This is a genomic window from Pseudomonas sp. TH34 (assembly GCF_016650865.1).
GTDB lineage: Bacteria > Pseudomonadota > Gammaproteobacteria > Pseudomonadales > Pseudomonadaceae > Aquipseudomonas > Aquipseudomonas yamanorum.
On record NZ_JAEKFB010000030.1, the window covers coordinates 22,696 to 45,609 of the forward strand.

A 22,914-nucleotide genomic window follows, 5' to 3' on the forward strand; every position below is an offset into this window, starting at 1 on the left:
CAGACGCGTTTTTATAGGGCGGTGTTTAGGCGAAGATGCTATGAGTTTATAACCGGTTTAACGGGCCTCAATACTTACCCAATAGGCGCTGTGATACGTCACGCGAATCGGTAATGAATTCTCCAGCAGCTGCAGGGTGCGGTCCGTATCGTCCAGGGGATAGATGCCGCTCAGGCGCAGCTGCGCCACATTGGGATTCAGGCGCAGAATCCCGTGGCGATAGCTGCGCAGGCTGTCGATCACCTCCCTTAACGACCGGTCGTGGATTTCAAGGCGTCCTTGGCTCCAACCGGCTTCATCGCCCTTGAGCGGGCCAAGGCCGAAGGTGTGTTGCTCATCAAACCGCATGCTCTGCCCCGCCTCCACGATTTGGCGCGCGCCGTCCTGAGTGACCACTTCCACTCGCGAATGCAGCATCACCAGACGGGTGGACGCTTCGTCACGCTGCACCAGGAATCGGGTACCCAACGCGCGAATCTGGCCATGCCGGGTTTGCACCACGAAGGGCCGCGCCGGGTCCTTGGCCACGTCCACCAGCAACTCCCCCTCCCGTAACTCCAGCACACGCTGGTGTGCGTCGAAACGCGCAATCGCCCGGCTCTGTGCGTTCAGCGTCAGCAAGCTGCCGTCGTCCAGCGTGAAGTGTTTACGCTCCCCAGTGCCAGTGGACAGCTCGCCGGTATCCACCAACCAGCCCTGGCGACGACCGAGAAACAGCGCTGCCAACGCGACGACACCCAGGCTGCCAGCGACAAAGCGTCGACGGCTGGACGGTGCTTTCAGGCTATGCAAAAGGTGCTCGCTGGGCACTCCGCGCAATGCATGATTGCGCAACAGCCCCATGCCACCGCTCATTTGATCAATTACCTGGCGGTGACGAATGTCAGCCGCGCACCACGTCTCGAATGCCTGCCGTTCCTGAGTGCTGGCGTGCTCCGATTGCAGCAGGGCCATCCACCGCGCGGCCTCCTCCACCACGGCCTCTTCCGGGCGCAAAAGGCTCATGGCTGGGCCATCACCAAGTAGCAGCGCTTGAAGGCATCGGCCATGTATTGCTGTACACGGCTGGTGGAGACCTGCAAGCGCTCGCCGATCTGGCTGTAGGTCAGACCGTCCAGTTGATGGTAAAGAAACGCGGCCTTGGCTTTGGCAGACAGCCCGTCCAGCAGGCGATCCACGGCCAGCAAAGCCTCGATTACCAACGCCCGCTCTTCGGGTGACGGGTGCACCGGCACGGGCGCATGGGCCAGGCTTTCAAGGTAGGCACGTTCCAGGTCCTGCCGACGCCAGCCTTCGTAGACCAGGCGCCGGGCGATGGTGGTCAACAGCGCGCGAGGTTCGCGAATAGCGGCGGGGTCCGGTAGCGACAACACCCGCAGGAAGGTTTCCGAGGCAATGTCCTGCGCGCTGTGATGACATCCCAAGGTTCGCCTGACTGAACTGCACAACCACTGGTAATCCTTTTGGAACATCTGCCCAATCAATGGGTAACCGAGGGGCTGACTGACACCCATGCCTTGCTCCCTTACGAGACCTATCGCCCGTCTCAACAATCATCCGCCAACGCCCCCTGAGTCGGGCCCTGGAATAAAGGGAGCGACTGTGCCGCAGAGGTATCGGGCTTTGGAAGTAATAAAAAATCAGCTGTAGCTCTCAAATGAATATAAGCCCCTGCGCACATCGATTTGGCTGATGTCTGCTATTGGCCCGCAGGCGTTCATCCCTGCGGCGAGCGCTTTGTAAAATGGGCCCCACAGTCAAGCCACCATCTTCGTGGTGTCGGAGGTTCTCATGCGTTATCTGCTTATCGCCGTGCTGGGCCTGTTCAGCACACTGGCCGTCGCTCAAGGCGAAACCCCGGCGCCCACTGTGAGTGCCAGCGCACCCGCCAGCGAGGCGTACGATTATTCCCAGGACCTGGATATCGCCAAGGTGGTGCGCGTCAGCACCCAATCATCCACCGAGTGCGGTCCGGTGAAAGGCCACATGGTCTACATCGACAGCCACGGCGTGCGCCATGAGCTGGACTACATGCGCCTGGGCGATGCCTGCCAGCACGGTTGATCACAAACCATTCGTCGGGCTCGGCCAGCATCGATTACAACTATCGCGCCGCTGAAAATCACTAATCCATAGAACCCGTTGTGATCTATGGAGATTGAGATGACTGACTACCCACGCCCACCTTTCGCCAGCCAGGCCCAATCCGTTCCCGGTTCGCAGAAGAAGATGGACCCATACCCCGACTGCGGCGAGAAGAGCTACACCGGCTCCGGCCGCCTGGCCAACAAGATTGCCCTGATCACCGGCGCCGACAGCGGCATCGGCCGCGCCGTGGCGATTGCCTTTGCCCGGGAAGGTGCCGACGTGGCCATCGCTTACCTGGATGAACACGAGGACGCGAAGGAAACCGCACGCTGGGTGGAAGAAGCCGGTCGCCAGTGTCTGCTGTTGCCTGGGGATCTCGCGCAAAAGGCCAACTGCCAGGCCATTGTCGATCAGACCGTCGAGCAGTTCGGGCGTATCGATGTGCTGGTGAATAACGCAGCGTTTCAAATGACCCACGAGACCCTGGAAGAGATTCCCGACGAGGAATGGGTCAAGACCTTCGATATCAACATCACCGCGATGTTTCGCATCTGCAAGGCAGCGCTGCCACACATGAAGGCTGGCGGGTCGATCATCAATACCAGTTCGGTGAACTCCGATATGCCCAAGCCCACGTTGCTGGCGTATGCCGCCACCAAGGGCGCGATTGCCAACTTTACCGGTGGCCTGGCGCAACTGCTGGGGAGCAAGGGCATTCGAGTGAACAGTGTGGCACCGGGGCCGATCTGGACGCCGTTGATTGTCTCGACCATGCCCGATGAGGACGTGAACAGCTTTGGCAGCGAGACGCCACTGGGCCGCCCGGGGCAGCCGGTGGAAGTGGCGCCGATCTATGTGCTGCTGGCGTCGGATGAGGCGAGCTACATCTCGGGCTCGCGGTATGCGGTGACCGGCGGCAAGCCGATTCTCTAAGGCAGGACGTCAATCCAGTGTGGGAGCGGGCTTGCTCGCGAAAGCGGAGTGTCAGGCAATGCATGTGTGACTGATCCACCACTTTCGCGAGCAAGCCCGCACACATTTGGTTCTCGGTTAACCTGGAGATCGCGTCGGATCAGCTTTGCGCGGGTACGTGCGCTCCTCCTGAATCCGCCCGTCCATGCTGTGAATCCTCAGCGACGCCGTTTTGTCGCTGAGAAACTCCTTCGCCAACTCAACGATCGCCTCTTTGGTCTCCGCCGTTTTCGACGGCCGCGCAGAACCCTGCTTGGTCAGTGCCCAACCGGTGCCGGTCTTGTTGATGTTGTAGGTATCCATGGTCTGCTCCCTTGACTGAATGAACACGGCACGCGGTAAAACCCGCGCCCTACTTATTGCGAGCGCGGGTGCCGGGCAGAGTTCAAGGCAGTTGGCGGATCAGGTTACGGGCGGCCCTACCGATCAAACCGATCCGGTTCAATAACCGCTCGCGGCCGTCATCACGCCGCCCACAATCGCAATCCCCGAACTGCTGCCCAAACGTGTTGCGCCGGCATTGATCATCTTGATCGCCGTCTCGTAATCGCGCACGCCACCTGACGCCTTGACCCCAACCCCGGCACCTACGGTCTTGCGCATCAGTGCCACGTCCTCCACCGTTGCGCCGCTTCGACTGAACCCCGTTGACGTCTTGACGAATGCCACGCCCAAGTCCCGGCAGATTTCGCACGCCTGGACTTTCTGCTCGTCGTTGAGCAGGCAGGTTTCCAGGATCACTTTCAACGGCACGGCGCCGCAGGCCTTGTGGACCAGGGCAATGTCATCGCGCACCGCGTCCAGCAACCCTTCCTTCAACCAACCGATATTGAGCACCATGTCGATCTCCCCTGCCCCGGCGGCAATTGCTCGTTGGGCTTCAAATGCCTTGGTGTCGCTCAGGCCGGCACCCAGCGGGAAGCCCACCACCGCACAAATCACCACGCTATCGTCGGTCAGGCACGACGCGGCGTAAGGGACCTGGCCTGAATTGACGCACACCGAATAAAAGCCATGCTCCCGGGCTTCCTCGCACAAGGTACGGATCTGCTCACGGGAGGCATCGGGAGCCAGCAAGGTGTGATCGATGTACTTCGCCAATGCTGCAGGTTGAAGAGTGTTCATTTAACGAGTCCTTGCCTGTATGTTGCCAATGTTCGTGTACCGCTTGTCACAGCGCTCACATAAAATACGTTACAATACTCACACTTAATGTTACTTATTTAACACAAACAATCAAGCCCTGGAATACTCGTGGACAGTAGAAAAGCCGAGCGACTCAAGCTTATCCAACAAGCCTTGCAGGACCAGAACGCCATTCACCTGAGGGAAATGGCTGCGCTGCTGGACGTGTCCGAGATGACGCTGCGCCGCGACCTCAGCCATTTCACCGACCACTTGCGCCTGCTCGGTGGCCATATCACTCGGGTCAGCAGTGAGGCCAGCGAGTACCGGGTAGCCGATCAGGACACCCGCCACGTCGAGGAAAAGCGCCGCATCGGCAAACTCGCCGCCCGGTTGATACAACCCGGTGACACGGTGTTTTTCGACTGCGGCACCACCTCACCCTTTGTCATTGATTTCATCCCGGATGAGCTGGAGTTCACCGCGGTGTGCAGCTCGTTGAACGTGCTGCTCAAACTGCAGAACAAACCCAACTGCCACATCGTGTTATGCGGCGGCACCTTTCACCGCAAGAACCAGGTGTTTGAAAGCAGTGCCGAAAGCAGCATTCTCGACAGCGTGCGCCTGACGTGGGCCTTCGTCACCGCCGCGGGCGTCAGTCAGGAGTTCGGTGTGACCTGCTTCAACTTCAATGAAGTCGAGGTCAAGCAAAAAGTCCTGCGCCAGGCCCAACAGCGAGTGCTGCTCGCCGACTTCAGTAAATTCGACACGGTGCGCACCGCGCACTTCGCGACCCTGGGGGACTTTCAGTACGTGGTCAGCGACAAGAAAATCCCCCGCGCCTACAAGGACGCCATTCAGGCCAGCGGCGCGCAATTGCTGGTTTAACCCAGCAACCTCTGCCGCTCCTGCGCATTCAAGTAGCCGGTGGTCACGCTGAACGAAGCGCTGGCCCCGGCTGCCAGCTGACGCACGTGCCCTTTGGCTTTCTCGGCGTTATAGCCTTCGGGCTCGCAGGTTGACGGGAGCACGAACGCCGCCACTTGCTGATCCGGCGTGTGCAGAATCCAGCGTGCCGCGTGCTCGAACTGTTCGGGACGGTAACGGGTATAGAACGCCGCACCATCGCTATGCTCCAGCAGAAAGTGCGCGTGGCCCGTGGCGTCAGTACCCACGTCGTCGAAGAAAAATACAATCTCAGGGTCGTACAGGGCTGGCTGATCGAGGCAGGCCAACTGGGCTGGATGTTCGGCCAGCTGCGCCATGTAGGCAGTCCAGTCAGGCGTCGGCTTGACGTGGTCCGGCACACTGGTGCGCAGGCGCAGGCGCTGCATCCCCAGCGGCTCGACGAACCGGCCTCCGGCCACATAGGCGTAGTTCATGTGAGCCATGTACATCAGGTCCATGGGCTTGCCGGCCAGGTTGGTCACGTCCATGTCGATATCGAACACGGCCGAATCGGCGTGCAGTGTCACGCTGGGGCACGCCCGGTAACGATCACCGAACCCCTTGGCGTATTGGTGCGAGCCGCCCAGGCGCACAAAACCCTCGCCTATTTCCAGCCAGGCCGTGTCCATGGGCGCACAAGGCATTTCGCCGTGCAAGGCATGGGTATCATCCGGCGCCGGGCAACCATTACGCAGCAGGCCACTGTGAAACATGAAGCAGCCGTAGGTATCGATAATCGTCGGGCTGGGCCGAGGCTGTTCGAACAGGTTGCTCATGGTCAGGTCGCGGCCGTCGAAGAGTGCCGACCAGATCATCTGCCCCTGATAAGGCAATACCACCAGTCGCCCACGGCTGTTCTCCAGGCTCACGGCCAGCACGCCGGACGGATAGGTCCAGGCGCTGACCTTGAAATCCCCGGACTGCAACAGGATCTTTTCCTGCTCGGTAAATACCGCGCGATACAGCGGGATATGCGTGTTCATGAGGCCACCACCGCTGCCGCGCCCAACGGGGCTGTGTCTGACTGGCGCAGGCATTTGACCGCATAGATTACGATCACGATAAAGCACAGCAACGGCACGCTGTAGGCCAACTGCATGTTGCCCCCGCTGGCGTCGGACAACAGGCCCTGGAAGATCGGAATCACCCCGCCGCCGACAATACTCATCACCAGCAAGGAACCGCCGACGCCGGTGTCTTCACCCAGGCCATCGATGGTCAAGCCATAAATGGTCGGCCAGCAAGGGCCGAGGAAAATGCTCACGCCCACCGCTGCGTACACTGCCGAAATATTCGGCACCAGAATGGTGTAGGCCAGCAGCACGATGCACAGCACGCCGTAAATCGCCAGGACCCTGGCCGGGTGTAGTCGGCGCATCAGCAAGTTGGCGATCATCTTGCCGACAAAGTACGCGGCAAAAGTGGTCAGCAGAAACCATGAAGCACTGCGTTCATTCATGCCACCCATTTGCATGGCCAGGCGGATGGTGAAGCTCCACACACCTACCTGCGCGCCCACATAGAGAAACTGCGCGAGTACGCCAAAGGTAAAGCGCGGGTTGCGCCACAACCGTCCCAGGCTTTGACGCAGGCTCCCGGGCTTGCTGTCGGCCGACTTATTGCCCTTGCAGGCCGGGAACCTGGTAATGGCGATCAGGATAAACATCAGCACCAACACAGCGATCATCCACTTGTAGGGCAACAAGGTGGACTGAATCATCTGCAGCTGCTGCACCGCCGCCTCGGAGACGCTCATCTGTTTCAGTTGTTGAGTGGTGGCGTCGGTGTCCTTGAACATCACGAAACTGCCCACGTACACCCCGGCCATCGCGCCGAACGGGTGAAAGGTCTGGGAGATGTTCAAGCGCCGGGTCCCGGTTTCCCGTGGGCCCATCAGCGTCGAGTAGGTGTTGCACGCCGTCTCCAGGAACGACAGGCCGGCGGCAATCACGAACAGCGCCAGCAAAAACATCCCGTACTTGGCCGTAGACGCGGCCGGGAAAAACAACAGGCAGCCGAACATGTACAGCAGCAGGCCGATCAGGATCGTGGTCTTGTAGCTGAACCGACGAACCACCATCGCCGCCGGAATCGCAACAAAGAAGTAACCGAGGTAAAACGCCGACTGCACAAAGGCGGTCTGGAAATCACTGAGCAAAAACGCCTTTTTGAAGTGGGCGATCAGCACGTCATTCATGCTCGCTGCAGCCGCCCACAAGGCAAAGATGCTGCACAGCAGGATAAAGGCGAACCAGGGCGTGCGGTTCAGATAGAAACCATCGGGCGTCTGTTGCAGCGCAGGTTTGTTCATTATTGTTCTCCGGGCTGGGTAGAGGGTGTTAGCGCTGTTGCTGGAAGCGGGCGAATGCTTCGCTGTCGGGATAAGAGGTCTGGGTACCCAGCGCCATCACCGAACACGCCGAATACGCGACCGCCTGCTCCATGGCATAACGGATCTGGCCGTCGCGGCTCCAGTGCTGAACGAAGCAACCGATAAAAGCGTCACCAGCGCCGGTGGTGTCACGGGCGTCGACCCGCTGGCCCGGCACCTCGAATTCACCCTCCTCGCCCACGTACAACGCACCGTGTTCGCCGAGGGTGACGATCACGTGGCGAATGCCGCTGGCCACCAGGGTTCGTGCGGCAGCGCGGGCCGAGTCCGGCGAGTCCACGGTTTTGCCGGTAATCAACGCCAGTTCGGATTCGTTGGGGACCAGGAAATCCAGCTGCGCCAAGTGCTCAGCGCTCAACCCGGCCAACGCCGGCGCCGGGTTGAGCAGCACGGCGATGCCGTGGCGGTGAGCGAATTCGATGGCGTAGTAGACCGTCGGCAGATTGATCTCCAGTTGCAGCACGATCAGCGTGCACTCGCGCAGGTCGGCGGCCGCCGCGTCGATATCCGCCGGTAGCAAATGCGCATTGGCGCCCTTGACGATCAAAATGCTGTTGTGGGAGTCGGCCCGCACGAAAATCGGCGCCACGCCGCTGGACACGCCGGGCACCCGCTGTACGTAACGGGTGTCGATACCAAAACGCCGGAAGTTGGCCAGTGTGTTATCGGCAAACATGTCGTCACCGACTTTGCTGAGCATCAACACATCCGCCCCAAGCTTGGCTGCCGCCACCGCCTGGTTGGCCCCTTTGCCGCCGCAACCCAGGGCAAAGCCCGGCGCTTCCAGGGTTTCGCCCTGGACCGGCATGCGGTCGATATAGGTAATCAAATCCACCATATTGCTGCCGATGACTGCGATCTTGCCCATTGCTATTCCACCTTGTTACGGCACGGCCAGGCAGGTCGTGGCGCTCTTGTTTTGTTATTTAAATAACATTAGGTGTGAATATTCAATCTTTTTTTGCGAGGACGCTACAAATCAAATCGATCCACTGCCCGCCGGCGTTCGTTGTCGTCACGCACGTCATAGTTGGCGGTGGTCTGGATATTGGTGTGGTGCGCCAGCTTCTGGGCGATGGACAGGTCGTACTCTTCGATCACCCGGGTGATGAACGAACGGCGGAAATCATGGGGCATGATTTTCACGCCGACTTGTTCCCCGCGCTGACGGGCGATGTAGTAAATCGCGTGCTTGGTGATGCGCTCGCGGGTGATGTGGCTGCCCCGGCGAATGCGGTTGAACAGGAACCTGTCGTCCTGCTCACCGGGTTTCAACTGGCTGCGACGGAACTCCAGCCACGCCTCCAGCTTGGCGAAGGCCCAGGCCGGCGCGTACTTGATCAGTTGTTTGTTGCCCTTGCCGGTGACCTGCAGGCTGCGCTCGTCAAAATTGACCTGGCCCAACTCGATATTCACCGACTCCGACTTGCGCATGCCCGAGCCATACAGGATCCCGATCACCGCTGCGTCCCGCAGGCCCTGGGGACGCGGGTCGGCGGCGCAGACCTCCATCAACTCACGAATCAGCGTACGCCGCAGGTTGCGGCCCTGGCTCAGCCGCGTGCCGGCCATGGCCTTGACCGAACGCATCTTCAACAGGTGATCCTGGCTGATCAGGCTCATGCGCCAGGCCTCGTTCATCACCCCACGCACGGCGTTGACGTACAGCGATGAGGTGTTCGGCGCATAACCGTCTTCCCGCAACGCCGCCACCAGGGCCATGACGTGTTCAGGCTGCAGCAGGTGCCAGTCGATGTCTTCGAGGTTGATGTCTTCAAAGCCCAGGCGGTCGGCGGCGTCTTGCAGCACGTAGCGCATGGTCAGCTGGCTGGAGGGTGCCAGGCGGGTGAGGTAAAGGGTCAGCGGGTTGCGGGTAGACTCAGTCAAGGAAGATCAGCCTTTGGATTAAATATGTCGACTAACCATTTGTTTAATCGACATATTTAGTGAATTGGCGAGCACCGAGTCTAGCGCAGGTCAATCCCCAGGGGCTATTCCTGATCGTCTTCCGCCGGGGCGGGTGTCTGCTGCTGGCTCCAGTCGGTGTCCTGCTTCTGCATCAAGGCAAACCAGTGCTGGCGCATGAACTCCAGGTACGGTTTGGGCGCCTTGGCAAAGTCTTCCTCGTCGCCATAACAGCCCGGAAGTGGCAGCTCGGTGCCTTGCTCCTTGTACTGGCTGACCAGCGCTTGCTGGGCGGCGATGCTGCAATCCTTGGGCAACGGCATGCCTTGCAGGGCGCCGGCATCTTCATCCCACCAGCTGGCACCATAGCGGTCGATGCCACGCAGGCGGTACTTCTGCGACTTGCCGATGTGCATGATCAGCTTGAAATCATTGGGGCTGACATCGCTGGTGCAGGTGCGGCTATACCCCACCGTGACCTGACTGATGCCGTCACCCAGCAGGTCGGTGACCTTGGTGGCGTCGGTGTTGTAGTGCGCCCCGGCGTCGAACTCGCAATGCTGCACGTCGTCGTAGAGCATCCACAGGCGCTTGGGCCGGTCACCGTCGAGCAGGTACTGGGCCGCATAGACAAAGGCGGACTGCGCGCCGTCGTCGTCGCGTTCGCTGACTTGCTCAGCGAGCACCAACAGATTCTTGCCCTGTTTATCGCTCCAGGTGAAGGCGCCGACCTGTTTACCCCGCACTTCTACGCCATCGGGCACCTGGTCGATGGCCGTCAGTGCCACGCCGTCATCGGCCCGCACACTCGTGGCCCAGGCCACCGTCATCAACAACACCATCAACATTGGCCGTAAACGCTGCACGCTATTCATCCGACTGCCCTGGCAAGAGATGGCTTACTTTACCGGCACTTGCACGGCATTGCAGAGAAGATTCTTCAGGAATGAACCCGCGCGCAGGAAAAGGCCACTATCCAGTCTGCAGGGGCCAACGACGGCGTTGTCCATGGTTCTGTTGTTTACCTGAACCCTAGCTGTCTACCTGCCAAAAAAACGACTTTTTCATCTGCGTTTCATATTCGTTGAACATTTTTGCGCTTAATCTTGGCGGCACGACTTGAGAACGAACCGTACTTTGCAGGTTAACTCGTTGATTCCGCTTTACCTTTGAGCGTTTTGGTCTTTACTCACATAACCCATGGAAGACCCACTGTGACCTGTCAGGACTGTCGAATGAATGCCACAAATCAACGCTATCTTTGACCGGATGCCTGGCATCCAAGGCTGACGATAACTGCTGTCTTTACGCTCCAAGTTGCTCTAAACCCCCGAGGTAATGAATCTTTGAAACCCTATCCAATTCATTGCGTGTCGATCGTTATCCCGGTCTACAACGAACAAGAAAGCCTGCCTGAGCTGCTGCGCCGCACCATGGCCGCCTGCAAGCAGCTGGCTTACGAATACGAAATCATCCTGGTGGATGACGGCAGCCGCGACAATTCTGCGCAATTGCTGGAAGACGCCGCCGCCCTCGAAGGCAGCAACGTGGTGGCGGTGATCCTCAACCGCAACTACGGCCAGCACGCCGCGATCATGGCCGGCTTCGAGCATTGCCGGGGCGACGTCGTGATCACCCTGGACGCCGACCTGCAGAACCCGCCGGAAGAAATCCCGCGTTTAGTCGAACAAGCCGCCCTGGGCTACGACGTAGTTGCCACCGTGCGCAACAATCGCCAGGACTCGGCTTTCCGCCGCTGGCCGTCGCGCCTGATCAACCTCGCCGTGCAGCGCTCCACCGGCGTGGCCATGAGCGACTACGGCTGCATGCTGCGCGCTTACCGTCGCACCATCGTCGACGCGATGCTGGCCTGCCGCGAACGCAGCACCTTTATCCCGATCCTGGCCAACAGCTTCGCGCGGCACACCACGGAAATCCTGGTGCATCACGCCGAGCGTGAACATGGCGAATCCAAATACAGCCCGATGCGCCTGATCAGCCTGATGTTCGACCTGCTGACCTGCATGACCACCACGCCATTGCGCCTGTTGAGCATCGTCGGCTTCAGCATGGCGGCGCTGGGCATGCTCTTCGCCTTTGCGCTGATCATTCTGCGCCTGGCCTTTGGCGCAGGCTGGGCCGGCGACGGTACCTTCGTCCTGTTCGCCGTACTGTTTGTATTTACCGGCGGCCAGTTCATCGGCATGGGCCTATTGGGTGAATACCTGGGCCGCATGTACAGTGACGTCCGGGCCCGCCCACGGTTCTTTATTGAAAAAGTGCTGCGCAACCAACCGGCAGCACCGGCCGAGACCTTTACGGTCGATGGCCTGACCTCCTCCCACACTTCTACTTCTCCTTCCGATCAGGTTTCGTCATGAATTCAAAAGCTGTTGTCTTCGCTTACCACGATATTGGCTGTGCTGGTATCGAAGCCCTGCTCAATGCGGGTTACGAAATTGCTGCCGTGTTCACCCATGCCGATGATCCCAAGGAAAACAATTTCTACGGTTCCGTCGCCCAACTGTGCGCCCGCAACGGTATCCCGGTGCACGCCCCGGAGGACGCCAACCACCCGCTGTGGATCGAGCGCATCGCCAAGCTGAACCCGGACTACATCTTCTCGTTCTACTACCGCAACCTGCTGAGCGAAGCCCTGCTGGCCACCGCCAAGAAAGGCGCGTTCAACCTGCACGGCTCCCTGCTGCCACAATACCGTGGCCGCGCACCGGCCAACTGGGTACTGGTCAACGGCGAAACCGAAACCGGCGTGACCCTGCACCGCATGGTCAAGCGTGCCGATGCCGGCGCGATCCTGGCCCAGCAGAAAGTCGTGATCGACCGCACCGACACCGGCCTGACCCTGCACGCCAAACTGCGTGACGCGGCCACCAGCCTGCTGCGTGACGCCCTGCCGCAGCTGGCTCAAGGCAAGCTGACCGAAACCGCCCAAGACGAAAGCAAAGCCACCTACTTCGGTCGTCGCACCGCAGCTGACGGCAAGCTGGACTGGAAAAAACCGGCTGAAGAGCTGTTCAACCTGGTTCGCGCCGTTACCCAACCGTACCCGGGCGCCTTCTGCGCCGTGGGCGAGCACAAGCTGATCGTCTGGAGTGCTGAAGTCGTCAAAGGCAACGAAGGCCTGGCACCAGGCCGCGTGATCAGCGTCAACCCGCTGCGCATCGCCTGCGGTGAAGACTCCCTGGTGGTCAAGTTCGGCCAGCGCAACGAAAACGGCCTGTACCTGGCCGGCCCGTCCCTGGCTGATGAACTGGGCCTGGTGGACGGTTCCGTCCTGCGCGGCGCCGAGTCCGGCCGCAAGCCACGCCGTACCCGCGTGCTGATCCTGGGTGTGAACGGTTTCATCGGTAACCACCTGTCCGAGCGCCTGCTGCGTGACGACCGCTACGAAATCTACGGCCTGGACATCGGCTCCGACGCCATCGAGCGCCTGCGCAGCCACCCGAACTTCCACTACGTGGAAGGCGACATCAGCATTCACTCCGAGTGGATCGAGTACCACATCAAGAAGTGCGACGTGGTCCTGCCGCTGGTGGCCATTGCCACTCCGATCGAATACACCCGCAACCCGCTGCGCGTCTTTGAACTGGACTTCGAAGAGAACCTGAAACTGGTTCGCTACTGCGTGAAGTACAACAAGCGCGTGATCTTCCCGTCGACGTCCGAAGTGTATGGCATGTGCCAGGACCAGTACTTCGACGAAGACACCTCCAACCTGGTGGTGGGCCCGGTCAACAAGCAACGCTGGATTTACTCGGTCTCCAAGCAACTGCTGGACCGCGTGATCTGGGCCTACGGCGACAAAGGCCTGAAGTTCACCCTGTTCCGTCCATTCAACTGGATGGGCCCGCGCCTCGACCGCCTGGACTCGGCCCGTATCGGCAGCTCCCGCGCCATCACCCAGCTGATCCTGAACCTGGTGGAAGGCACGCCGATCCGTCTGTTCGACGGTGGCGAGCAGAAGCGTTGCTTCACTGACATCGCTGACGGTATCGAAGCCCTGGCCCGCATCATCGATAACGACAACGATAACTGCAACGGTCAGATCATCAACATCGGCAACCCGGAAAACGAAGCCAGCATCCGTCAGTTGGGCGAAGAACTGCTGCGTCAGTTCGAAGCTCACCCGCTGCGCAGCAACTTCCCTCCGTTTGCCGGTTTCCGCGACGTAGAGAGCAAGGCGTTCTACGGCACCGGTTACCAGGACGTGGCTCACCGCAAGCCAAGCATCGAAAACGCCAAGCGCCTGCTGAACTGGGAGCCTACCGTCGAGATGAGCGAAACCATCGGCAACACTCTGGATTTCTTCCTGCGTGAAGCCATGCTCGAAATCGCGGACAAGCGCTGATGCAGGCAGGTCTACGCATCGACGTCGACACCTACCGAGGCACCCGTGAAGGGGTGCCACGGTTATTGGAGTCGCTGGATGAAGCCGGGGTCAAGGCGACCTTTTTCTTCAGCGTCGGGCCGGACAACATGGGGCGCCACTTGTGGCGCCTGATCCGCCCGCAATTCCTGTGGAAGATGCTGCGCTCCAACGCTGCCGGCTTGTACGGCTGGGACATTTTGCTGGCCGGCACCGCCTGGCCGGGCAAACCCATCGGTCGCGACCTGGGGCACTTGATGCGCCTGGCCAAGGCTGCCGGGCATGAAGTCGGGCTGCACGCCTGGGACCACCATGGCTGGCAAGCCAACACCGGGCGCTGGAGCGATGCACAGCTGATCGAGCAGATTCGCCGTGGCGTCGACACCTTGAACGATATCCTCGGTGAGCCCATCGACTGTTCAGCCGCCGCCGGTTGGCGTGCCGATGAGCGCGTGGTGCAAGCCAAGCAACAGTTCAACTTCCGCTACAACAGCGATTGCCGTGGTACCAGCCTGTTCCGGCCAACTTTGGCGGATGGCAGTGCCGGCACGCCCCAAATTCCGGTGGACATGCCGACCTTCGACGAAGTCGTGGGCCCGGTGGTGGCCGCCAAGGATTTCAATAGTTACATCCTCGACCGCTTCAAGCCGTCGAAGCTCAACGTCTATACGATCCACGCAGAAGTAGAAGGGATTCTGATGGCCAATGATTTTCGCCAGTTGCTCGCCCAGGCAGGGCAGCGCGGCATCGAGTTCAAACCGTTGGGCGACCTGTTGCCCGCCGACCTGACCACCCTGCCCCGGCAACAGCTGGTGCGCGGCGTGCTGAGCGGCCGTGAAGGCTGGCTCGGAGTGCAAAAGGCATGATCCGGCGCTGGGCCCTGCCCCTGCTCCTGCTGGCTTTCGGGGTGTTCTACCTGATCCCGTTGACCACCCATGGACTGTGGATCCCCGACGAAACCCGTTACGCGCAGATCAGCCAGGAAATGCTGCTGACCGGCAAATGGGCCTCGCCGCACTTCATGGGGATTCGCTATTTCGAAAAACCGGCGGCCGGCTACTGGATGATCGCGCTGGGCCAGGCGATTTTCGGCCAGAACCTGTTCGGCGTGCGTTTCGCCTCGGCCTTGAGCACCGGCTTGAGCATCCTGCTGGTGTACGGCGTGGCCCGGCGGTTGTGGAACGACCCGCGCAAGAGCCTGGTCAGCGCCGTGCTGTACATGAGTTTTGTCAGCGTCGCCTTCCTGGCGGGCTACGCCAACCTCGACCCGCAGTTCACCTTCTGGGTCAACCTGACCGGCGCTGCCCTGTGGTTCTGCTTCGACAGCAGCACCCCCCGTGGCCGCTTGGGGTCGTGGGCCCTGCTCGGGTTCGCCTGCGGCATGGGCTTCATGACCAAGGGCTTCCTCGCCTGGCTGCTGCCAGTACTGATCGCCCTGCCCTACGTGATCTGGCAAAAATGCTTTCGTGAACTGCTCACCTATGGCCTGGTGGCCGTGGCAGTGGCGATCGTCGTAAGCCTGCCTTGGGCGCTGATGGTGCATGCCCAGGAGCCGGACTACTGGAACTTCTTCTTCTGGCACGAGCACATCCAGCGCTTTGCCGGCGAAGACGCCCAGCACTCCGAGCCCTTCTGGTACTACCTGCCGCTGATGGTGGCGTTCAGCCTGCCATGGATGGCGTTACTGCCCTCCACCGCCAAACAGGCCTGGCTGGAAAAGCGCAGCGGCAAAATCGCCTTCCTGCTGCTGTGGTTGCTGATGCCTTTGGCGTTCTTCAGCCTGGCCAAGGGCAAGCTGCCGTCCTACATCATGCCGTGCCTGCTGCCTCTCGCTTTGCTGATGGGGCACACCCTGGCCGACAAACTGGCCCAGGCCCGTGGCCGCGTACTGCGCATCAATGGCTGGCTGAACCTGGTCATTGGCGTGCTGGGGCTGCTGGCCCTGACCTGGTTCCAATTGAAGAAGCCGGTGTATGAGCACGGCCAGGAAACCTTAAGCCTGGTGCTGGTGTTCGTCTTCCTGTTCGGCTGGATCATCGCCAACCTGCTGCAGGCCGCCCGCCCATTGCAGATGTGGGCCGCACCGGTGATTGGCAGTTGGTTGCTGGTGGCGCTGGTGCCGGCCGCGTTGCCGCACTCGGTGGTTTATAACAAGACCCCGGACCAGTTCATCATTGATCACCTCCAGGAGTTGCAGCCGACCACCGCACTGCTGAGCAACGACCTCGGTGCCGCATCGGCCTTGTCGTGGCGTCTGCAGCGGCCTGAAGTGATGCTTTACAACACCGTTGGCGAAGTGAAATACGGCATTGCCTTCCCGGACACCGCTTACCGCAAGATCGATGCCGCCAGCGTCCAGCAATGGATGATCGATGCGCGCAAACAAGGTTCGGTGGGCGTGGTGATGCGGGTCAAGGGTGACGACGAGCGTCAGGAAGTGGACCTGCTGCCCAAAGACGGCAAGCGCTACGAGCAGGGCAATATCGTGATCCTGATCTTCCCGCAGAGTACGCCATGACCACGTTGCTGCTGTTGTTGGGCGCTTGCCTGTTGACCTGCATGGGCCAAGTGTCCCAGAAGTTTGCAGTTGAAGGCTGGCGTGACCAGCCGGATGGCTGGGCCTTGAAGCTGCGTTCGCCGTGGCTGTGGTCGGCGCTGGTGTGCCTGGGTTTGGGTTTGCTGGTGTGGCTGCTGGTGCTGCAACGCCTGGAAGTCGGCATCGCCTACCCGATGCTCAGCCTCAACTTTGTATTGGTCACCCTGGTAGCGCGCTTTGTGTTCCACGAACACATCGATGGCCGCCACTGGTTCGGTGTGCTGCTGGTGATTGCCGGTGTAGTGCTGCTGGGACGCCAGGTATGAGTCGCGCTCGCGGTTTTGCCCTGGCCCTGGGCAGCGTTGCACTGGTCAGCGGTGCCCAGTTGGGCATGCGCTGGAGCATGACGCGCCTGCCGCTGCCCACTGAATGGCTGACAGCACTCAACACCGGCGCCATCGACCTCGGCGCACTGGGCGTGGTGATCCTGGCGATCATCGCCTATGCCCTGTCGATGCTCTGCTGGCTCGGCGCACTGAAAGATTTGCCGCTGGGGCGGGCCTACTCGCTGCTCAGCATCAGCTACGCGCTGGTGTACCTGCTGGCTGCCAGCCTGCCGGTCTTCAACGAACATTTTTCCGTTTCAAAAACTGCGGGTGTGGCCTTGGTCATTCTCGGAGTTCTGACTATCAACTCTCGTCGTGCTAGCACCACAAGTCCCAGGAATGCCCCATGAAAATCAGTGTATTTGGTAGCGGTTACGTCGGTCTGGTACAGGCCACCGTGTTGGCCGAAGTCGGCCACGATGTCATCTGCATGGACGTTGACGAGAAAAAGGTCAAGTTGCTGCAACAAGGCCACGTAAGCATCTTCGAGCCGGGCCTGGCGGCCATGGTCAAGGAAAACCTCGAAGGCGGTCGCCTGACGTTTACCTATGACGAAAAACTCGCCGTTGAACACGGTGAAGTGCTGTTTATCGCCGTGGGCACCCCTTCGGACGAAGACGGCTCGGCCGACTTGAAATACGTGCTGTCCGTAGGCGATGCCGTGGCGCGCCACCGCATCGACCCGGTGATCCTGGTGGAAAAATCCACCGTGCCCGTCGGCACCGGCGACACCTTGCGCGCGCACATGGAAAAAGCCCTGCACCTTGCCGGCCGTCATCTGGAATTCGATATCGTCTCCAACCCGGAATTCCTCAAGGAAGGCTCGGCCGTTGCCGACTGCCGCCGTCCGGACCGCATCGTCATCGGCTGCGAGCGTGAAGAAGTGCGCGACGTGATGCGCGAACTGTATGCACCGTTCAACCGCAACCACGACCGCATCATCTTCATGGACCTGCGCAGCGCCGAACTGACCAAGTACGCCGCCAACTGCATGCTGGCCACCAAGATCAGCTTTATCAACCAGATCGCCGAACTGGCCGAACACTTGGGCGCCGACATCGAAGCTGTGCGTCTGGGCATTGGTGCCGACTCGCGGATCGGCTACCACTTTATCTACCCGGGCTGCGGTTATGGCGGCTCGTGCTTCCCCAAGGACATGCGCGCCCTGATCCACAGCGCCAAGGCTGCCAACTGCTCCAGCGACCTGCTGGAAGCCGTGGAAGCCATCAACCAGCGCCAGAAGAGCAAGCTGTTCGAGCGTGCCAACGCGTTCTTCAAGGGCGACCTGCGGGGCAAAACGTTCGCCTTGTGGGGCCTGGCGTTCAAGCCCAACACCGACGACATGCGCGATGCCCCCAGCCGGGTACTGATGGAAGCCTTGTGGGCCGCCGGCGCCAATGTGCGCGCGTTTGACCCGGAAGCCATGCAGGAAACCCAACGCATCTACGGCGATGACCCGCGCCTGATGCTGATGGGCACCCCGGAATCCACCTTGAGCGGCTCCGACGCCCTGATCATTTGCACCGAATGGCAGCAGTTCAAGGCACCGGACTTCGACTTGATCCAGCAGCGCCTGAAAACCCCGGTGATCTTCGACGGTCGCAACCTGTACGACGGTGAACGCCTGGCGCGTAAAGGCATCCAGTACTTCCCGATGGGCCGCGGCGACTCCTGCAACTTGCCTATCCCCCAGCAAAACTGGGTGCCTCAGGCCGAGGAAGCCTAAGACGTGGACAAAGCCCATCCGCCCCTGCTCAGCCCGACGATCCGCCGACACTCTTGGGTGCTGGGGCTCCTGGCACTGGTCCTGTTTATCGCAGGCAACTGGAACCAGGCCATCATCGGTTTTGATTCGCGCTTCGTGCTGTTCGCCCAGGAGATGCTGCGCCATGGGCCGGGGTTCTTCCCGACAACGTACGGGCAACCTTATGCCGATTACCTGGCCACCTCGACGCTGATGACCTGGCTGCTGTCCCTGCCCCTTGGGCAGGTCACCAGCCTGACGGCCTGGCTGCCAACGGCCATTGCTTCGGCGCTGATCGTGGTGCTGATCTACCGGCTGACCGCGCCCTACTCCCGGCGCTGGGCGTTGCTGAGCATTGCGGTGCTGCTGCTCAGCAGTACCTTCATCAGCGAAACCCGCGCGGTGTCCCTCGACCAGATGCTGGCCGCCGTGGCCCTGGCGGTGTTTTACCTGGGTTATGCCCATGACCACTTCGGCGCCGGCAAACGCCTGCACTGGCTGTTCCTGCTGCTGATCCTGGGGTTCGCGATCCGTGGGCCGATCGGCCTGGTGATTCCCACCGGCATGCTGTGCAGCTATTACCTGATCAATCGTCAATGGCGGCAGTTGTTCAGTTTTGGCCTGTTGGCGCTGGCGTTGCTGGCGGCGTGTGTCGGCCTGTTGTTGCTGCTGGCCAAGCTCAGTGGCGGTGAGGCATTCATGCAGGACGTGATCCGCATGCAGTTCCTCGGCCGCATGGACGGTACCGAAGGCTCCAGCAGCAAGCTGTATTACTTCGCCAGCTCAATGGGCAATTACGCGCCTGCCTATCCATTGGCCATACTGGCGCTGATTGCGATTGTTGCCGGCGGTCGCGACGACAAGGGTCCGGCACTGAAACTGGTGCTGTATTGCCTGGCCGCCGGCTTGATCGTGATGATCGGCCTTTCGGTGCCCCAGGCGAAAAAGGCCCGCTATGTACTGCCGATGCTGCCCATGGCGGCGATCATTGCCGCGTATCCATTCCAGGTATCCCGCGGAAAACTGTTCGCCGGGTTGCGCTGGCTGATGCTGGCGCTGTGGACGGTCATTCCGGGTCTGCTGATCGCAGGGTTGTTCGTGGCGCGTCATCGCTTCCCTGAGCAGATGGGTAGTCTCAATCCGGTGTTCGGGCTGCTGATCGCGCTCCAGACTCTGGCGCTGGGACTGCTGTTCAACCGACGCCTTCGCTACCTGGGGCCGGCTTTCTCTGCCGTACTCGCGGTATGGCTCGCCTATATCGTGATGGTCGAACCCCTGGAGCGTCGTCTGTATGACACGCGCACCTTTACCCTCCAGGCCCACACGCTCATCCAGCAAGAACGAGCACCGCTGGTGCTGCACGCACTGGGCAAGGACGCGAAAGCCATCAAGTTCATGGTCAACCTCGATTGCGACCAGGTGCCGTTGTTTACCCAGTTGCCCGCCGAACTGGCGCCAATCCAGGCGCCTGCCTGGCTGATCATGAGCCAGGCGGACTACGAGGCCTTGAGCGATCCGCGTATCCGCTCACTGGAACCGGTGCTGACCGGCCAGTTCGACAAGAACCCCTATGTGCTGCTGCATTTGACCAAACCCGCGCAACCTTGATACTTGCTAACGGGATAAGCGGCACAGGCTGCTTATCCCGTGCCAGTACAATCCGTAGTTATAAGTCCAAGTGCATGTAAGAAACTTCTTTACCCATAAAACTTCGAAACTTTTCGGTTTGTAACTATCGGGAAAAATCCTACGCATCTATCCGCATGCGCCGATGCACGCCCCCTTCCCGCTCCAAGTCACCAACTGTAGACTCGCCTGCAAAGTGAGTTATTTATTTAATACCTTCTAACTATTCTCAGAAGTGCCAAAGGTGCGGTGCAGGGCCGCCCTGTTACTGTCGTACGAAATTCGGCGACCGTAATAGCAAGCCATCTATCGTGAAGTACCCGATTAAAGAAACAGCCGCGATAACAATAAATACGTTTTAAACAGCACTTAGCGCTGCCGTTTATTTCATTTAGAGGAATGTTCTGTGTCCGACCATCGATTGCCCGCCCCCTCCCTCTCTGACACTGCTATGCCGTTATCTCGCGACACGGTAAATGTGAGTTACATCCTCCAACCAAAACTGGATAGGCTCATGGAACTGCGCGATGCACTGGTAGTACTCAAGGGGCCTCTGGCCAACGATCCCTCACTGCGGGAAAACGTACAGAACCTGCTGATCAATGAGGAAACCAATGATCGGGTACTGGGCAAGATCGGCAGCCCCCTGCCGCCCCCAATCCGCCTGATACCGGCTGGCTGAGACGCTTTACTGCAAAAATACTGCACTTGACCTGCATTAATATGCATTGGCGGCAACCTTGTCCGATTGGCACACTGCGCAGGTTCCTCCCCCAAATGCAGGAACTGTTTTGAAAGGCTTTTCCGGGAAACCAGACAAGCCTTTTTTTTGCCCGTTTTTTATGGATCGCCCGTCAATGCTCGCTCGCTGGTTACCCGCTGCCATCAATACCCGCCCCGCCGAATGGAGTCGTGCCGCCATCGGCATGACGTTAGGCACCCTGTTCAGTGTCTGGGTGTGCGCCCAGGTGTTTGGTATGGAGGTCGCCTTGCACCTTATAGGTCCGCTGGGGGCCTCGGCGGTGCTGCTGTTTGCCGTGTCTTCCGGCGCGTTGGCCCAGCCCTGGTCGATCATTGGCAGCTACCTGTGTGCCGGGGTCGTTGCACTGCTGGTGGCGCGGGTGTTGGGACGCACATTGGGCAGCGCATGCCTGGCCGCCGGGATGACCGTAATCCTGATCTGCTGGCTGCGCTGCCTGCACCCACCGGCGGGCGGGCTGGCGATGAGCCTGGTGCTGGCTGATCCCGCGTCCATTGCCATCGGCTGGCACGAACTGGGCGCAGTGATGCTGGGCGCCGCTGCCTTGCTGGCCTGTGCACTGGCCTATAACAACGCAACCCGCACGCGTTATCCCAAGGGAGCCAGCGAGCCCGCTGCGCCGAACTTCATGCCAACGGCCATCGAAAACCCAGGCATCAGCGCCGAAGACCTCAAGCAGGCCCTGGCCGAGCGCGAGCAGTTCCTGGACGTGACACCGCAGGAACTGGAAGAACTGATCCAGGCCAGCGAACGCTATGCCCGGCGACGGACGATCGGCGCGGTTTTCCAACGCTAGGGCCGGCATCCTCCCTAGGGCAAAAATGCAAAAACGACCTGCATGATTCCGACTTGTACTGGGCAAATTTGCACTGGTACGATCGCGAGATGGTTCGCCTACGAACATCTTGATAAAGAACAATAAAAGCAGGGAGTTAGAGATGACTGCTCAGGTTTCATCCGAAGCAAGCAGCGCCGGGCTCGTGCACGACGAGGTCCTGGCGCACGTACGCAACCACATAGGCCACCTGACCCTCAATCGCCCCGCCGGCCTTAACGCCATTACCCTGGACATGGTCCGCAGCCTCAGCCGGCATCTGCAGGCCTGGGCCAACGACCCCGAGGTGTACGCCGTGGTGTTGCGCGGTGCCGGTGAAAAAGCCTTCTGCGCCGGGGGCGACATTCGCTCGCTGTACGACAGCTTCAAGAACGGCGACACCCTCCACCAAGACTTCTTCGTCGAGGAATACGCCCTCGACCTCGCTATTCACCGCTACCGCAAGCCGGTCCTGGCGCTGATGGACGGCTTCGTCCTCGGCGGCGGTATGGGCCTGGTACAAGGCGCCGACCTGCGGGTGGTCACCGAACGCAGCCGCCTGGCAATGCCTGAAGTCGCCATCGGTTATTTCCCGGATGTGGGCGGCAGCTATTTCCTGCCGCGTATTCCCGGGGAACTGGGGGTCTACCTCGGGGTGACCGGCGTGCAGATTCGCGCCGCCGATGCCCTGTATTGCGGGCTGGCAGACTGGTACCTCGACAGCGCCAGGCTTGCCGACCTCGACCAGCGCCTGGACCGCCTGAAATGGCACGACTCACCGCTCAAGGACCTGCAAGGCCTGCTGGCCGGCCTGGCGGTGCAACAATTGCCCGACGCGCCACTGGCGGCGCTGCGCCCGGCCATCGACCACTTCTTTGCCTTGCCGGATGTGCCGAGCATCGTCGAGCAATTGCAGCAAGTCACCGTCGCCGACAGCCATGACTGGGCTCTGACCACCGCCAGCCTGATGCAAACCCGCTCGCCCCTGGCCATGGCTGTGACCCTGCAGATGCTGCGCCGCGGACGCCACCTGCCCCTGGAGCAGTGCTTTGCCCTGGAGTTGCACCTGGATCGCCAATGGTTCGCCCGTGGCGACTTGATCGAAGGCGTGCGCGCGCTGTTGATCGACAAGGACAAAACCCCTCGCTGGAACCCTCCCACCCTCCAGGCGTTGGAGGCTGATCATGTCGAGAGCTTCTTCCGCGACTTCGACAAGAACGGGAACTAAGCC

At 60.5% G+C, this 22,914-nt stretch carries 23 protein-coding genes; 14 read left to right on the plus strand and 9 right to left on the minus strand.

The window, feature by feature from the left end; genetic code table 11:
• Positions 1-57: 57 nt before the first annotated feature.
• Together JFU58_RS22785 and JFU58_RS22790 are read right to left on the minus strand one after the other, a co-directional pair.
• Positions 58-1,005, minus strand: coding sequence for a FecR domain-containing protein (locus JFU58_RS22785; protein ID WP_063030128.1), 948 nt, complete (start codon positions 1,003-1,005; stop codon positions 58-60).
• Positions 1,002-1,514 carry a sigma-70 family RNA polymerase sigma factor gene (locus JFU58_RS22790; protein WP_063030127.1) on the minus strand — a complete coding sequence of 171 codons (513 nt, stop codon included), beginning with the start codon at positions 1,512-1,514 and terminating at the stop codon, positions 1,002-1,004. Before JFU58_RS22790 ends, JFU58_RS22785 begins: the two co-directional genes overlap by 4 nt.
• A 277-nt stretch (positions 1,515-1,791) precedes the next feature.
• Between JFU58_RS22790 and JFU58_RS22795 the strand changes: the two genes are divergently transcribed.
• Both JFU58_RS22795 and JFU58_RS22800 read left to right on the plus strand, forming a co-directional pair.
• Positions 1,792-2,064, plus strand: a complete 273-nt coding sequence (locus JFU58_RS22795; RefSeq protein ID WP_063030126.1) for a DUF2790 domain-containing protein — start codon at positions 1,792-1,794, stop codon at positions 2,062-2,064.
• A 99-nt stretch (positions 2,065-2,163) separates the two neighbouring features.
• Entirely contained in the window at positions 2,164-3,021 is an 858-nt protein-coding gene (locus tag JFU58_RS22800) for an SDR family oxidoreductase (RefSeq protein WP_003217640.1), read from the plus strand.
• Between the two features lie 117 nt (positions 3,022-3,138).
• Here JFU58_RS22800 and JFU58_RS22805 read toward each other — a convergent pair whose 3' ends face one another.
• Both JFU58_RS22805 and deoC read right to left on the minus strand, forming a co-directional pair.
• Entirely contained in the window at positions 3,139-3,363 is a 225-nt protein-coding gene (locus JFU58_RS22805; protein WP_003217639.1) for a DUF2188 domain-containing protein, read from the minus strand.
• A 138-nt stretch (positions 3,364-3,501) separates the two neighbouring features.
• Positions 3,502-4,185 carry a deoxyribose-phosphate aldolase gene (gene deoC, locus JFU58_RS22810; RefSeq protein WP_093196978.1) on the minus strand — a complete coding sequence of 228 codons (684 nt, stop codon included), beginning with the start codon at positions 4,183-4,185 and terminating at the stop codon, positions 3,502-3,504.
• A 129-nt stretch (positions 4,186-4,314) separates the two neighbouring features.
• Here deoC and deoR point away from each other — a divergent pair, with 129 nt between their 5' ends.
• The gene (deoR, locus tag JFU58_RS22815) at positions 4,315-5,073 is read left to right on the plus strand and encodes a DNA-binding transcriptional repressor DeoR (RefSeq protein ID WP_201142422.1); all 759 of its coding nucleotides are present in this window, start codon (positions 4,315-4,317) and stop codon (positions 5,071-5,073) included.
• On the opposite strand, the gene JFU58_RS22820 is transcribed toward deoR, so the two are convergent.
• The 5 genes from JFU58_RS22820 to JFU58_RS22840 all read right to left on the minus strand — a co-directional run bounded on the left by JFU58_RS22820 (position 5,070) and on the right by JFU58_RS22840 (position 10,305).
• On the minus strand, positions 5,070-6,116 hold the full coding sequence (locus tag JFU58_RS22820; RefSeq protein ID WP_201142424.1) for an aldose 1-epimerase family protein: 1,047 nt from the start codon (positions 6,114-6,116) through the stop codon (positions 5,070-5,072). The two genes, deoR and JFU58_RS22820, sit on opposite strands and share 4 nt — an antisense overlap.
• Positions 6,113-7,444: an L-fucose:H+ symporter permease gene (fucP, locus tag JFU58_RS22825; RefSeq protein WP_201142426.1), complete on the minus strand. Its 1,332-nt coding sequence runs from the start codon at positions 7,442-7,444 to the stop codon at positions 6,113-6,115. Before fucP ends, JFU58_RS22820 begins: the two co-directional genes overlap by 4 nt.
• Before the next feature lie 28 nt (positions 7,445-7,472).
• Entirely contained in the window at positions 7,473-8,393 is a 921-nt protein-coding gene (gene rbsK / locus JFU58_RS22830) for a ribokinase (RefSeq protein WP_177025397.1), read from the minus strand.
• A gap of 104 nt (positions 8,394-8,497) precedes the next feature.
• The gene (locus JFU58_RS22835) at positions 8,498-9,412 is read right to left on the minus strand and encodes a site-specific integrase (RefSeq protein WP_017480337.1); all 915 of its coding nucleotides are present in this window, start codon (positions 9,410-9,412) and stop codon (positions 8,498-8,500) included.
• 104 nt (positions 9,413-9,516) lie between these two features.
• Positions 9,517-10,305: a M949_RS01915 family surface polysaccharide biosynthesis protein gene (locus tag JFU58_RS22840; protein ID WP_063030115.1), complete on the minus strand. Its 789-nt coding sequence runs from the start codon at positions 10,303-10,305 to the stop codon at positions 9,517-9,519.
• 471 nt (positions 10,306-10,776) lie between these two features.
• Here JFU58_RS22840 and arnC point away from each other — a divergent pair, with 471 nt between their 5' ends.
• The 11 genes from arnC (at position 10,777) to JFU58_RS22895 (ending at position 22,911) form a co-directional block, all read left to right on the plus strand.
• Positions 10,777-11,811, plus strand: coding sequence for an undecaprenyl-phosphate 4-deoxy-4-formamido-L-arabinose transferase (gene arnC, locus JFU58_RS22845; protein ID WP_032869197.1), 1,035 nt, complete (start codon positions 10,777-10,779; stop codon positions 11,809-11,811).
• Positions 11,808-13,799 carry a bifunctional UDP-4-amino-4-deoxy-L-arabinose formyltransferase/UDP-glucuronic acid oxidase ArnA gene (gene arnA / locus JFU58_RS22850; RefSeq protein WP_063030112.1) on the plus strand — a complete coding sequence of 664 codons (1,992 nt, stop codon included), beginning with the start codon at positions 11,808-11,810 and terminating at the stop codon, positions 13,797-13,799. Before arnC ends, arnA begins: the two co-directional genes overlap by 4 nt.
• Positions 13,799-14,683 (plus strand): 4-deoxy-4-formamido-L-arabinose-phosphoundecaprenol deformylase, encoded by an 885-nt coding sequence (arnD, locus tag JFU58_RS22855; protein ID WP_201142428.1) that lies wholly within the window; start codon positions 13,799-13,801, stop codon positions 14,681-14,683. Before arnA ends, arnD begins: the two co-directional genes overlap by 1 nt.
• On the plus strand, positions 14,680-16,335 hold the full coding sequence (gene arnT / locus JFU58_RS22860; protein ID WP_201142430.1) for a lipid IV(A) 4-amino-4-deoxy-L-arabinosyltransferase: 1,656 nt from the start codon (positions 14,680-14,682) through the stop codon (positions 16,333-16,335). Before arnD ends, arnT begins: the two co-directional genes overlap by 4 nt.
• On the plus strand, positions 16,332-16,679 hold the full coding sequence (arnE, locus tag JFU58_RS22865; RefSeq protein WP_003217625.1) for a 4-amino-4-deoxy-L-arabinose-phosphoundecaprenol flippase subunit ArnE: 348 nt from the start codon (positions 16,332-16,334) through the stop codon (positions 16,677-16,679). Before arnT ends, arnE begins: the two co-directional genes overlap by 4 nt.
• Positions 16,676-17,089 carry a 4-amino-4-deoxy-L-arabinose-phosphoundecaprenol flippase subunit ArnF gene (gene arnF / locus JFU58_RS22870; protein ID WP_063030106.1) on the plus strand — a complete coding sequence of 138 codons (414 nt, stop codon included), beginning with the start codon at positions 16,676-16,678 and terminating at the stop codon, positions 17,087-17,089. Before arnE ends, arnF begins: the two co-directional genes overlap by 4 nt.
• On the plus strand, positions 17,086-18,465 hold the full coding sequence (locus JFU58_RS22875) for a UDP-glucose dehydrogenase family protein (RefSeq protein ID WP_177069783.1): 1,380 nt from the start codon (positions 17,086-17,088) through the stop codon (positions 18,463-18,465). The genes arnF and JFU58_RS22875 overlap by 4 nt, the downstream gene beginning before the upstream one ends.
• A 3-nt stretch (positions 18,466-18,468) precedes the next feature.
• Positions 18,469-20,091, plus strand: coding sequence for an ArnT family glycosyltransferase (locus tag JFU58_RS22880; protein WP_093197019.1), 1,623 nt, complete (start codon positions 18,469-18,471; stop codon positions 20,089-20,091).
• A gap of 469 nt (positions 20,092-20,560) precedes the next feature.
• Positions 20,561-20,791, plus strand: a complete 231-nt coding sequence (locus tag JFU58_RS22885; protein WP_093197022.1) for a type VI secretion system contractile sheath small subunit — start codon at positions 20,561-20,563, stop codon at positions 20,789-20,791.
• A gap of 175 nt (positions 20,792-20,966) precedes the next feature.
• On the plus strand, positions 20,967-21,665 hold the full coding sequence (locus JFU58_RS22890; RefSeq protein WP_201142432.1) for an HPP family protein: 699 nt from the start codon (positions 20,967-20,969) through the stop codon (positions 21,663-21,665).
• 142 nt (positions 21,666-21,807) lie between these two features.
• Entirely contained in the window at positions 21,808-22,911 is a 1,104-nt protein-coding gene (locus JFU58_RS22895) for an enoyl-CoA hydratase/isomerase family protein (protein ID WP_201142434.1), read from the plus strand.
• Positions 22,912-22,914: the final 3 nt, after the last annotated feature.